The organism is Streptomyces sp. NPDC000880 (assembly GCF_053599675.1).
Map to the genome: position 1 here is coordinate 17146 of NZ_JBSFMS010000096.1, position 12587 is coordinate 29732.

Consider the following 12587-nt stretch of genomic DNA (forward strand, 5'->3'; position numbering starts at 1 on the left):
CCAGGCTTGAACGTGTTCAACTCCTTGTCGGTCGAGACTATTCGCTTACTTGAACGCGTTCAAGTCGCGGGGGAGACGGGAATCCGGCAGAACTTGGGGGACCAGTTGGGGTGAAGAGGCGGGAGACTTTCGTGCGTCCACCCATTCGCCGTCGGTACGCCGCGGTCGCCGGGCTGTCCGCGGCGCTGTCCTGCACGCTCCTGGTCGCCGGATGCGGCGGCAGCAGCAGGGCGGCAACGGACTCCAGGGAGGTCTACCTCCAGCCGGCCGCGGCCCGGGGCCAGGACCCGTACACCGTCTCCACGGCCAGGACCGACATCGGGCCCGAGCCGCCCGCCCCGTCCAGCGTGCCGAGCAGCCCCGCCGGGGGGCACACGCTGCGCACTCTCTCCGGCTCGACACCCGGCCTGTACGGCGGCACGCAATCGCTGGGCAGTTGCGACGTCGAGAGGCAGGTGAGCCTCCTCGTCGCCGACCAGGCCAAGGAGCGCGCCTTCGCCGGGGCCGCCGGCGTCTCCCAGGCGGAGGTCCCGGACTATCTGCGCGGACTGACGCCCGTCGTACTGCGCGCCGACACCCGCGTGACCAGCCACGGCTTCCGCGACGGCACCGCCACCAGCTACCAGTCCGTGCTGCAGGCCGGGACCGCCGTGCTGGCGGACCAGTACGGCACGCCGCGCGTCCGGTGTGTCTGCGGAAACCCGCTGAAGCCGCCGGTCGCCGTCAAGGGCGCCGTGGTCCAAAAGGGCCAGTCCTGGGCGGGCTACCAGTCGGACCGGGTCGTCGTCATCAAGCCGACCACCCAGGTCATCAACAATTTCGTCATCGTCAACATCGTCACCAACACCTGGATCGAGCGGCAGGCCGGTACCGACGGTGAGCAGGACAAGCGGCCCGATGTGCTCCCGCCCGTGAACCCGGACGACGTATTCACCTATCCGCCGGTGACGCCCGAGCCCGGTGACTCCGACGTGCCGAGCGACGGAAGCCTCACGCCGATGACACCGGAGGAGCCGGTCAACCCGCCCGTGGAGCCGCCTGCCGAACCGCCCGTGGACACGCCGAGCGAGGAACTGCCCCCGCCGGCCAACCCCGATGTGCCCTCCGAGGATGGGGTCGCACCGCCCCAGCCGGACCCGTTCATGCCCGTCGAGGAGCCGGCGTTGCCGGACACCTTCCAGGGCTGAGTGCACCCTCCGAACCGGTCGAAGAATCCGACAAATGATGGCAGAGTGGGCCCATGGTTGATCGGGCAGCGGGTGCCCTGTCGCTTCCCGACGACTGGCCGGCCGAACCGGATCTGAGCCTGACCCTCAACCGCATGGGCAGCTTCGACTGGGACCTGGCCAGCGGGCTTATGCACCTGGACCAGCCCGGTCACGAGGTGTTCGATCTGCGCCCCGGCGAGTACGACGGCCGCCCGGAGAGCCTGGCTTCCCGGGTGCCGGCGGACGAGGGCGCCCGGCTGGACACCCTGGTGGCGCAGGCGCTCAAAAACGGCAGCGACCACTACTGCGCCTACTTCCGCATCCGCCGCCGCGACGGCAGCCTGCGCTGGACCCACACGCAGGCCAGCGTCCGCCGCGACGAGACGGGCCGCCCGATGCGCATCATCGGCATCATCCGCGACGCCACCGAAGAGCTTGCCGAGTCCAGAGCGCGCCTCGAAGTCGACGTCGAGCGCCGCCGGCAGACCAGCGTCGTCGAGAGCACCACCGCGGCCCTGGCCCACGCCAGGACCGTGGAGGACGTGATCGACGTACTGAAGGACTCGCACGGCCTGGAGCACTTCGGCGCGACCAGCCTGGTCATGGGGCTGCTGGAATCGGGCCGGATCCATCTGGTTGCCGAGGGGCCGGAAGGGTCGTTCGTGCCGGGCACCCGCTACACGCGCGTCGACGAGGAGTACCCGATGAGCGAGGTGGTGCGTACCCTCACGCCCCGCTTCATCGAGTCCGAGCAGGACTTCGCCGAGTCGTATCCGCTCCTGTGGCCGCACATCAAAGGGCTCAACATAACCTCAGCCGCCTATCTGCCGCTGATCGCCCAGGCCCGCCCCATTGGGGCGCTCGGCCTGCTGTACAGCGACAAGACCGGCTTCAGCTCCGAGGAGCGCAATCTGCTGGTCGCCCTCGGCAGCAGCATCGCCCAGAGCCTCCAGCGCGCCATGCTGTACGAACAGGAGCATGATCTCGCGGAAGGCCTGCAGCAGGCGATGCTGCCGCGCCGGATCCCCTCTGTGCCCGGGGCGCAGATCGCGGTGCGCTACCGCTCCGCCCGCATGGGCCGGGACATCGGAGGCGACTGGTACGACATCATCCCGCTGCCCGGCGGGCGGGTGGGAGCGGTCATCGGAGACGTGCAGGGGCATGACGTGGACGCGGCCGCGGTGATGGGGCAGCTGCGCATCGTGCTGCGGGCGTACGCGGCCGAGGGGCACACCCCGGCCACCGTGATGGCGCGCGCCTCCGTCTTCCTCGATGAACTCGACACCGACCGGTTCGCGACCTGCATGTACGCGGAGGCCGACCTGTCCACCGGCGTGGTGCAGCTGGTGCGGGCGGGGCATGTCGACCCGCTGATCCGGGACATCGACGGAACCTGCCGACGGCTGCCGGTTGAGGGCGGGCTGCCGCTGGGGCTCTCGGCGGAGTTCGGGCAGCTCGAATACCCCGTCAGCACCGTCGAGTTGGATCCCGGCCAGACCTTGCTCCTCTACACCGACGGACTGGTCGAGCAGCCCGGCGCCGATCTCGACGACGGGATGCAGCTGCTGACCGCGCAGGTGCGCGGCGGCCCGCGCGATCTGCAGCTGCTCGCCGACCATCTGTGCGAGGTGGCGGGCGAGCGGGGCGGCGACGACGACGTGGCGATCCTGCTGCTGCGCCGCAAGGGCGCGTACACCCCGCAGACGGGCGGCCGACTGCAGCAGCATGTCGCGCAGAACGACCCGGAGGCGCTTCGCTCGGCCCGGCACATGATCCGGGCGGCGGTACGGGCCTGGGGCGTGCGCGAGCGGTCGGACGAGATCGAGCTGGCTGCCGACGAGATGATCACGAACGCGCTGATGCACACGGACGGCGGCGCGATCGTGACCATCCGGGTGCTGTCCGGCCCGGAGCGACGGCTGCGGGTGGAGGTCGAGGACCGCTCCAGTGCGCTGCCGCGCCGGCGTGAGGCGGGCGAGTCGGGCGTGTCCGGCCGCGGACTGATGCTGGTGGACCGGCTGACGGAGGCCTGGGGCGTGGAGTCCAGAGGCAGCGGCAAATGCGTTTGGTGCGAGTTCATAGTCCCGGACAGACCGCCCAGCTGATGGAAACCTGTTGTTAACTGTCCGTGCAGTGATCGTACTTGACCGTAACCGACCGCAGGCGTTTGACTTCGTATTCTGTGGCCCTTTAGGACATCCTTTAGGACACCTTCTAGGACAAGAGGTCCCCTTGAGCAGCGAGCTTCTTGCCCCCCTCGACCTGGCGTTCTGGCACCTCGAGTCCGCCGGCCATCCGATGCACCTCGGTGCCCTTGCCTTCTTCGCGCCCGCCCCCGGGGCGCGGAGCGGCGACAGCGTCCTCGAGCTGCTCGCCACGCGCGCCGGCGCGATCCGCCGGCTGCGGATGCGGGTGAGGGATGTCCTGCTGCCCGTCGGCGGCGCCCGCTGGACCGTGGCCAAGGACTTCGACGTACGACGGCATGTGCACCATGTCCGCCTCCCGGCCGGCGACTTCGCCACCGAGGCCGCCGGGATTGCCGGCGAACTGATGGAACGGCCCCTCGAACGAGGGCTGCCGCCGTGGGAGATGTACCTCCTGACGGGCGAGTCCGGCGGCCCGTTCGCGGTGCTGGTGAAGCTGCATCACGCGCTGGCGGACGGCATGCGCGCGGTCGCCATCGGAGCCGGCATCTTCGACCAGATCGCCGACGCCCGCGCGGTCGGGGTACGGCGGGCGCGTACCGTGCCGTCCCGGTCCTGGCTCGCAGGTCCCTCGGAGGTGGCCGGCTTCGCCCGTGGCCGGATCGAGGAGCTGGGACGGGCCGTCGGCGTGGGGGCCTCGGTCGTACGGGCCAGCAGGCTCGACTCGCGCGGCATGTCCGCACTCACGGCCGGTTCGAGCGGCACACGGCGGCTCGGCACCGCCGTACTCGACCTGGAAGACGTGCAGCGCGTACGCAGGGCGGTGGGCGGCACGGCCAACGATGTGCTGCTCGCCGTCGTCGCGGGCGGGCTGCGGCGCTGGCTGGACGAGCGCGGCGAGCGGCTGCCGACCGCCGACCCGCGGGCCCTGGTGCCCGTCTCCCAGCGCAGGCCCGGCAGCCCGCCCGGCTCGGGCAACAAGTTCTCCGCGTATCTGCTGGAACTTCCGGTTTCCGACCCCGATCCGCGCTCACGGCTCGACGCCGTACGCACCGCCATGGACCGCAACAAGGCGGCAGGGCCTTCGCGCGGCGCCGGGGCGCTGGCCGTGCTCGCCGATCAACTGCCGCCGCTGGCACATCGGTTCGGCGCGCCGCTGGCGGGCGGCGCGGCCCGGATGCTCTTCGATGTCCTGGTGACCAGCGTGCCGCTGCCGCGCTCGGCCCTGTCGCTGGGTGGTTGCCCGCTGCGCGAGGTCTATCCGATGGCACCGCTCGCCCGCGGGCAGTCCCTGGCCATCGCCATGTCCACCTATGGCGGGCGGGTGCATGTCGGCCTGGTCGCCGACGGCAAGGCCTTGGCCGATCTCGACCGGCTGGCGCGGAGTCTGGGGGAGGAGCTCGTAGAACTCCTCGACCTGATTCGAGAGCCTTCGCTCGATATGTCGGCCCGATAGATCGGACAGCTCAGAGGTCTGGTGCAAGATCTCCCCCCTGCAAGGGTGTTGACGCCTCCAAGTGATCCGATGAATATTCGTCGTGATCGGTGAACGTCACAGCGAGGGGACAGCAGCGGAATGCGACGGAGCAAGCTCGGACGCAGCGCGGTCGAGATCACCGAACTGTCCTACGGGGCCGCCGGAATCGGCAATCTCTACACCCCCGTGGACCCCGCCGACGCCGCGGCTGCGGTCGACGCCGCCTGGGACGCGGGCATCCGGACCTTCGACACCGCGCCGCACTACGGGATAGGCCTGTCCGAACGCAGACTGGGCGAGGCCCTGCGCACCCGTCCCCGCGACGCGTACACCCTCTCCACCAAGGCCGGGCGGCTGCTCGAACCCTGCCCGCCCGACGGCGACGACCTCGCAAACGGCTTCGCCGTACCCGCCGACCACCGCCGCGTATGGGACTTCAGCGCGGACGGCGTACGCCGCAGCATCGAGGAGAGCCTCTTGCGGCTCGGCCTCGACCGGATCGACATCGTCTATCTGCACGACCCGGACGAGCACGAGGAAGCGGCCTTCCGCCACGGCTACCCGGCGCTGGAGCAGCTGCGCGCCGAAGGCGTCGTCGGCGCGATCGGCGCCGGCATGAACCAGGCGCCGATGCTCACCCGCTTCCTCCGCGACACCGACGTCGACGCCGTCCTGTGCGCCGGCCGCTACACCCTCCTCGACCAGAGCGCGCTCGCCGAACTGCTGCCCGAAGCCGCCGCCCGCGGCAAGAGCGTCGTCGTCGGCGGAATTTTCAACTCCGGGTTGCTCGCCGATCCGCGTCCCGGGGCCACGTACGACTACGCCGCCGCGCCCGACGACATCCTGCAGCGCGCCCTTCGGCTCAAGGCAGTCGCCGAACGCCACGGCGTGCCGCTGCGCGCCGCCGCCCTCCACTACCCACTCGCCCATCCGGCCGTCGCGGGCGCCCTGGTCGGCGCCCGCTCGGCCGATGAAGTACTGGACGCGGCCGACATGCTGGCCCTGGCCGTCCCACCCGCGCTCTGGGACGAACTGCGCGCCGAAGGACTGCTGCCGAAAGACGGGGACGCTCGAACGGACGGGGATGCCTGATGAGAGTCGCCCTGCACACCAAGGTCCGCGCCGACCGCATCGATGAGTACGAGGCGGCCCACCGCGCAGTCCCCGAGGAGCTCACCGCCGCGATCCGCGCCGCCGGCGTCACCTCCTGGACCATCTGGCGCAGCGGCACCGACCTCTTCCACCTCCTGGACTGCGCCGACTACGCCCAGCTGCTCGCCGCACTCGAGAAACTCCCCGTCAACATCGCCTGGCAGGCCCGGATGGCCGAGCTCCTCGATGTCGTGCACGACTACTCCGCGGACGGCGCCCAAGCCGGACTGCCCGTCGTCTGGGAGCTGTGAGCATGGCGATCATCGACGCCCACCACCATGTGTGGGACCTCTCGGTACGGGACCAGGACTGGATCACCGGCCCCGACCTGGCCCCCATCCGGCGTACCTTCTCCATCGACGATCTCGCCCCCGAGGCGCGCGCCGTGGACGTACGCGCCACCGTCCTCGTCCAGACGGTCACCGTCGCGGAAGAGACCCCGGAATTCCTCGCCATCGCCGACGGCAGCGACCTCGTCGCGGGCGTCGTCGGCTGGACCGACCTCACCGCCCCCGGCATCGCCGACACCCTCGCGGCCCTGCGTGAACTCCCGGGCGGAGACCGCCTCGTCGGCATCCGCCACCAGGTCCAGGGCGAGGCCGACCCCGCCTGGCTGCTCCGCCCCGATGTACTGCGCGGCCTCGCCGCCGTCGCCTCGGCGGGACTCGTCTACGACCTCGTGGTGCGGCCGGACCAGCTGCCCGCGGCGACCGAGGCGGCGGCCAGGCTGCCCGAGCTCACGTTCGTGCTCGACCATCTCGGCAAGCCGCCCATCGCCTCCAAGGAGCTGGAGCCCTGGGCGAGCGCCGTGCGCGCACTCGCGGCCAGGCCCAACACCGTCTGCAAGCTTTCCGGGATGGTCACCGAGGCGGCCTGGTCCACCTGGACCACGTCCGATCTGGCCCCGTACGCCGACACGGTCCTCGACGCCTTCGGTCCCGGCCGGCTGATGTTCGGCTCCGACTGGCCGGTCTGCCGGCTCGCCGCGAGCTACGCCGACGTGGTCGCCGCCGCCCGCGCGCTGACCCACCGGCTGGCCGACGACGAACGCCGCGCAGTCTTCGAGACCACCGCGAGCCGCGTCTACGGACTGCTCCCGGGCGGTGAATCTTGGTGAACCTGCGCCCGCCCCGCCCCTTTGGCACCCTGGATGCATGCCGGAGCTGCCCGAAGTCGAAGCGCTGAGAGAGTTCCTCGACAACCACCTGGTGGGACAGGTGATCGTCCGTGTCCTGCCGCTGGCGATCAGCGTCCTGAAGACGTACGACCCGCCGCTGACCGCCATCGAGGGCGTCGAGGTCACCGCCGTGGACCGGCACGGGAAGTGGCTCGACATCAGCGTCGGCCCACTCCATCTGGTCACCCATCTCGCCCGGGCGGGCTGGCTCCAGTGGAAGGACGAGTTCCCGGCCGCGCCGCCACGCCCTGGGAAGGGCCCGCTCGCTCTGCGTACTGTCCTCGCTTCGGGCGGCGGCTTCGATCTCACCGAAGCGGGCACCACCAAGCGCCTGGCCGTCCATCTCGTACGCGACCCGGCCGAGGTGCCCGGTATCGCCCGTCTCGGCCCCGATCCGCTCGGGGACGGCTTCGACCGGGACGCCTTCGCCGCGCTGCTCGCCGGGGAACGGCGGCAGATCAAAGGCGCGCTGCGTGACCAGGGCCTGATCGCCGGCATCGGCAACGCGTACAGCGACGAGATCCTGCATGCCGCGAAGATGTCGCCGTTCAAGCCCGTGCAGAACCTCGGCGAGGACGAGATCACCGCGCTGTACGAGGCCCTGCGTTCCACGCTGCGTGATGCCGTAGAGCGCTCACGCGGCCTCGCCGCCGGGCGGCTCAAGGCCGAGAAGAAGAGCGGCCTGCGCGTCCATGGCCGCACCGGTCAGCCGTGTCCCGTCTGCGGCGACACCATCCGTGAGGTCTCCTTCAGCGACTCATCGCTGCAGTACTGCCCCACCTGCCAGACCGGCGGCAAGCCGCTTGCCGACCGCAGACTCTCCCGCCTGCTGAAGTAGCGCCTGCTGAAGTAGCGCCGGACAGCCGCCCGAGAGCCCGGGGGCCGCCCGCGGCCTGCGGTCAGACCGAGTACTTCTTCGCGAATCCGCCGTAGCGCCACAGGGCCGCGGCGGCGAGCCAGGCGACCACGAAGATCGCCACGACGAGGTAGCCGAGCAGTTCGAAGTGGTCCGCCAACGAGGCGTACTCGGCCAGCGGGCCTCCCACCCCGGTGGACTCGTGGAGCAGCCCGGCCAGGTAGACGCTGGCGATGAAAACCGCGACGGCGACGGTCATACCGGTGGTGGCGATGTTGTAGTAGAGCTTGCGGGCCGGGCTGCGGTACGCCCAGGAGTAAGCGCGGGACATCAGCATGCTGTCGGCGGTGTCGAAGGCGCTCATGCCCGCGGCAAACAGCAACGGCAGCGAGAGGACGGCCATCGTCGGCAACTCGGTGCCGTCGGAGGCGGCGCTGGCCGAGAGCGCGAGCAGGGTCACCTCACTGGCGGTTTCCAGGCCGAGGCCGAACAGGATGCCCACCGGGTACATGTGCCAGGAAGACTTGATGAGCCCGCGCGCCCGGCGCCCCAGCAGGCGGTTGAGCAGTCCCCGGTTGAGCAGCTGGATCTCCAGCTCCTTGTGGGCCAGCTGCCCCTGCGTCATGCGCCGCCACAGGCCGATGACGCCGCCGAGCACTGCCGCGTTGAGCACCGCCACGAGCAGCAGGAACACCACGGCCACGATCTGCGAGACCACACCGCCGACATGACGGAAGCTGTCCACACCCGTCCCGGCGGCGCCCGCGGCGAGCGCAACGATGAAGGCGAGGATGAGGACCACGGTGGAGTGGCCCATCGCGAAGAAGAAGCCGACGCCGACCGGACGGCGTCCGCGCTGCATCATCAGCCGGGTGGTGTCGTCGATGGCCGCGATGTGGTCGGCGTCGAACGCGTGTCTTATGCCGAGGGTGTAGGCGAGCGTCCCGGCTCCCGCGAACGCTCCCGCGCCGGCCGCCCCGTTGGCGTAGTAGAGGTAGAGGGTCCAGCCGATGATGTGCAGGACCGCGATGGCGCCGATGATGCCGGTGAGGCGCAGTCGCTCTTCACTGGTCCAGCGGCCGGCGGTGATGGTCGTAGAGGTCAAAGTCACACGTCCTTGGGCACGCGGTGTCTGTGTGGGGCGCCGGGGCGAGGGCCGGGGTCGGTGGCGTCCGCGAGTGCCACCACTCGTGGACGCCACCGGGACGGGCGGTGCCGGCCACGTCCTCAGCGGTGATCCGACGTCGGTGACGTCAGTTCACGGAGCAGCTCCGTGTCCAGGCCCGTGAGCAGTTCCTCTTCGTCCACCAGGCCGTGGCCCATGAGCACCTGCTCCAGTGCGGACAGCCAGTGCTCGTAGTACTCCCAGCTGTTCTGCTCGGGTTCCGGGGTGGCCTCCCACTCACCGATGGCGGCGATGAGTTGCTTCTGGAAGTCGTCCCATGTGTAGTGGCCGAACTCCGACAGGGCCACCGCGACTCCGAAAGCGCGGCGTTGCCAGTCCGCGTCGAAGGTCGGCGCGTTCAGGTCGGTGATGCAGGACTCGTGCAGGGGTGCGGCGTCGGTGGTTGTCTCCATGGCGCGGCCCTTTCTCGGTGAGGTGTGCGTAAAGGTCAGGCGGCGGGCGCGGGCACGGCCGCGATGCCGATCATCGACTCGGTCGTGACCAGGGCGGCGAGTTCCTCCTCGGCCATCCCTTCCGTACTGGCGGGCCGCTCCGGCACGACGAACCAGCGCGAGTGTCCGCTGCTGTCCCACACCCGCAGCTCGACGGACGGGTCCAGGTCGAGCCCGACCTCCTTGAGGACCTCTCGCGGCTCGCGGGCGGCTCGGGCCCGGAAGGTCGGGTCCTTGTACCAATACGGTGGCAGGCCAAGGACCGGCCAGGGGAAACACGAGCACAGCGTGCAGATGACCAGGTTGTGCACGCCGGGGGTGTTGGCGACGGCCTGCAGGTGCTCGCCCTCGGCGCCGTCCATGCCCACCGGCAGGTCGAGTTCGGCGACGGCTGCCGGGGTGTCGGTGACGAGCCGCTCGGCGAAAGCCGGATCGGTCCACGCTCTGGCCACGATCTTCGCGCCGTTGAGCGGGGTCATGTCCTTCTCGAAGTAGCCGAGCACCTTCTCCACGGTGCTGCCGGTGATGATGCCCTTCTCGATGAGCAGGGCCTCCAGGGCACGGACGCGGGCGGAGCTGAGGGCCTCGCGGTCCTCGGGGTAGGAGAACTGAGCGGTCACTAATCTTCCTCCGTCGCGGATGTCAGGTATGCCTGGTACAGCTCGCCGTAGAGGACGGCGCCGGGCTCGGCCAGTTCCCCCCAGATGTCGGCGGGCTCGAACCGGACGATGTAGACCGGCATCGGATCGCCGATGCCGTCGGGCCCGGTCGAGCAGAAGTAGCCGTAGTTGCCTTCGAAGACGCGCTCCACGGTGCCGGTACGGCCGCGCAGATTGCCGGGCAGTCGCGTGTGGTCGGTCGGCGGTACGTTCAGGACGGTCACGCGGTCGCCGACGGCGAAGGCGGGTGTCTCGGCCGGCCCTTGCTGCGGCGAGTCGCCCTCACGCAGGTAGCGGATCACCTGTTCGTCGATGCGCTCATCGCCGCCGGAGGGCAGCGGGCGCCACCCGTCCTGCAGGAACTCGGCGGTTTTGGCCTCGAGTTCGTCCTCCGAGATGTAGCCTTGCGAGACGAAGAAGCCGCTGATGCCGCCGAGCCACTTCTCGTAGTACCGGTACTGGAAGTAGGCGAAGGGGTTCATCGCCTCCGCGCCCTTGCGCAGATCCGCCCAGGTCCAGGTCGATGAGAAACTTGTGGGTACCTCGTCGATCGGATATCTGGGAGCCGCGTCACCGAGGTGGTCGCTCAGTCCCATCATCGCGACATGGATCCCGAAGATCCGCTTCTCCCATTCCTCGACGAACACCCGTGGCTCGTAGTCGACCGGTCCGATGTTCTCCAGTCCGCCGAGGTGATGCTGCAGTTTCATGACTGCCCTTCCCGTGCTGTTCCGGTGGCCGCCCGGTTGGTCATGGCCGTTCCCCAGTACTCCGAGGCGATGCCGAACACCGCGCCCAGGACCATGGCGAGTGCCGCGACGAGACCCGGATTGTTGATCGACGCGGTGGTGATCGGATGACCGGTGGCGGCGACCGTGCCGACGGTGGAAGCGAAGCCCCAGACGATCGCCGGGATCTTCGACAGCAGACCGATCTTCGACGCCTGAACCATGGCGGCGCTGCCGGCACCCACCGCGACGGCGGCGACCACGGTGCCGCCGCCCAGTGCGCTGATGGCCAGCAAGGTGAGCGAGGCGATGGCGATGCCGGTCAGGTTGGATGCGATGGACTTGACCATTCCGTCGGTGCCGGCGCCCAGGATGAAGAAGGACGCCCAGGCGATGAAGATGACCCAGACCGGGACGGTGAGGAAGGTCGCCGTCAGCAGCGTGGCCACACCGCCGAGCACGCCGATACTTATGGATAGTGCATTGAGTTGGCGCATAGTCAGAACTACGCTCCTTGATGTTGGACCGGGCGGGACGAAAGGCACCCGGGCGGAATCCGGTGCTCTCGGGGGAGCGAGGGGAAATTGGTTGGGCCTGGCCAATTGAGGCCGCGGCTCGACGCTTCTCAGCAATCCATTGATCCATCGAAGAGCCGCGAGCGCCCATGCTCTGCGGCTGTCGACTCCTTCCGGTGTCGCGGGCCGGGTGAAGGGGTACGACTTCTGACCCTTCGGCCTCCCGCTCGCTCGCGTCATGGTTCGACGAGGCGAGTGCCCTACCTCTGAGCTGCCAGTTGTTCTGGAGTCGGAGGGTGAGACACGGACAGCTTTCAGTCAAATTGTTTCCTGTTGATTGCTTCCGTATAAATAAGATGCTTCCCTGAAGCAATGCCAGTTGTCACGTGGGGCAGGTAATTGAAAAGCCGCCTCCAGGGGTCGCTCGCATCACTGCGTACGGTCCCTGGGGCGGCTTATTGAAGTGTTTTGGGCGAAGCGGCGGAAGCGCTTCCCAGGATCATTGGAAAACTTTTTCCGAGTCTGTGGGAAAGTGCTCGACGATTCTTCCTGCTCACGTTGGAAGAAGCTTCGGGGTGCCCGAGGTCCTTGTCAAGCCCAGGGTGATTTCACATGCGGGTTGATTTTGGGCGCGCTGCGCGACCAGGGCTTGATCGCCGGCCGTAGACTCTGACGCCTGCTGAAGCAGCGCCTGTGTTTAAGCAGGGCCTGTTGAAGTAGCGCCGGACAGCGGCGCGAGAGCCCGGAGCTACCCCTTGAGGGAGACCAGCGGCTGTCCGCCGAGGGTACGAACCTCCCAGCGGCCGATCTCGCCGCTCGGCAGGTCCGTACCCCCCTCGATGTCCAGCGGCTCCTCGTGGCCCGGGGCGCCCGGTATTCCGTAGCCACCGGCCGGCACCGTCCAGGTGAGGACCGGGTGCTCGATGCCGTCCTTGCTGATGGCGACAAGACGGCAAGTGCCGGGCCCCTTGAGACCTGACAGACGCAGCGCGACCGCCGTGCCCCAGGCCCGGTCCTGCGTCGCGGCGGCCGCCGCGACGCCGGGCGTGGCATC

General features: G+C 69.4%; 12 protein-coding genes and 1 pseudogene. 7 read left to right on the plus strand and 6 right to left on the minus strand.

Going from position 1 to position 12587, the window contains the following annotated elements; translation table 11 throughout:
• The first annotated feature begins 131 nt into the window (after positions 1 to 131).
• The 7 genes from ACWDO5_RS25915 (at position 132) to ACWDO5_RS25945 (ending at position 7996) form a co-directional block, all read left to right on the plus strand.
• The gene (locus ACWDO5_RS25915) at positions 132 to 1187 is read left to right on the plus strand and encodes a DUF6777 domain-containing protein (protein WP_450532759.1); all 1056 of its coding nucleotides are present in this window, start codon (positions 132 to 134) and stop codon (positions 1185 to 1187) included.
• 53 nt (positions 1188 to 1240) lie between these two features.
• A complete protein-coding gene (locus tag ACWDO5_RS25920; RefSeq protein WP_450532760.1) occupies positions 1241 to 3313 on the plus strand; it encodes a SpoIIE family protein phosphatase in 2073 nt (690 codons plus the stop codon).
• Positions 3314 to 3440: 127 nt separating this feature from the next.
• Complete coding sequence (locus ACWDO5_RS25925) at positions 3441 to 4808, plus strand: wax ester/triacylglycerol synthase family O-acyltransferase (RefSeq protein ID WP_450532761.1); 1368 nt, start codon at positions 3441 to 3443, stop codon at positions 4806 to 4808.
• Between the two features lie 120 nt (positions 4809 to 4928).
• Entirely contained in the window at positions 4929 to 5921 is a 993-nt protein-coding gene (locus ACWDO5_RS25930) for an aldo/keto reductase (RefSeq protein ID WP_450532762.1), read from the plus strand.
• Complete coding sequence (locus ACWDO5_RS25935; RefSeq protein WP_450532764.1) at positions 5921 to 6232, plus strand: L-rhamnose mutarotase; 312 nt, start codon at positions 5921 to 5923, stop codon at positions 6230 to 6232. Before ACWDO5_RS25930 ends, ACWDO5_RS25935 begins: the two co-directional genes overlap by 1 nt.
• Positions 6233 to 6234: 2 nt before the next feature.
• Positions 6235 to 7098, plus strand: coding sequence for an amidohydrolase family protein (locus tag ACWDO5_RS25940; protein ID WP_450532765.1), 864 nt, complete (start codon positions 6235 to 6237; stop codon positions 7096 to 7098).
• Between the two features lie 37 nt (positions 7099 to 7135).
• On the plus strand, positions 7136 to 7996 hold the full coding sequence (locus tag ACWDO5_RS25945) for an Fpg/Nei family DNA glycosylase (RefSeq protein WP_450532767.1): 861 nt from the start codon (positions 7136 to 7138) through the stop codon (positions 7994 to 7996).
• A gap of 61 nt (positions 7997 to 8057) precedes the next feature.
• Here the strand turns inward: ACWDO5_RS25945 and ACWDO5_RS25950 are convergent, their stop codons facing one another.
• The 6 genes and pseudogenes from ACWDO5_RS25950 to ACWDO5_RS25975 form a co-directional block, all read right to left on the minus strand.
• Positions 8058 to 9119, minus strand: a complete 1062-nt coding sequence (locus tag ACWDO5_RS25950; protein ID WP_450532768.1) for a HoxN/HupN/NixA family nickel/cobalt transporter — start codon at positions 9117 to 9119, stop codon at positions 8058 to 8060.
• Between the two features lie 122 nt (positions 9120 to 9241).
• The gene (locus tag ACWDO5_RS25955; protein WP_450532769.1) at positions 9242 to 9592 is read right to left on the minus strand and encodes a nitrile hydratase accessory protein; all 351 of its coding nucleotides are present in this window, start codon (positions 9590 to 9592) and stop codon (positions 9242 to 9244) included.
• 35 nt (positions 9593 to 9627) lie between these two features.
• Positions 9628 to 10251, minus strand: a complete 624-nt coding sequence (gene nthA / locus ACWDO5_RS25960) for a nitrile hydratase subunit alpha (protein ID WP_450532770.1) — start codon at positions 10249 to 10251, stop codon at positions 9628 to 9630.
• Positions 10251 to 11000, minus strand: a complete 750-nt coding sequence (gene nthB / locus ACWDO5_RS25965; protein ID WP_450532771.1) for a nitrile hydratase subunit beta — start codon at positions 10998 to 11000, stop codon at positions 10251 to 10253. Before nthB ends, nthA begins: the two co-directional genes overlap by 1 nt.
• Positions 10997 to 11515: a DUF1097 domain-containing protein gene (locus tag ACWDO5_RS25970; protein ID WP_450532772.1), complete on the minus strand. Its 519-nt coding sequence runs from the start codon at positions 11513 to 11515 to the stop codon at positions 10997 to 10999. The genes nthB and ACWDO5_RS25970 overlap by 4 nt, the downstream gene beginning before the upstream one ends.
• A 766-nt stretch (positions 11516 to 12281) precedes the next feature.
• Positions 12282 to 12587: pseudogene (locus tag ACWDO5_RS25975) on the minus strand (hypothetical protein); the annotation flags it as partial.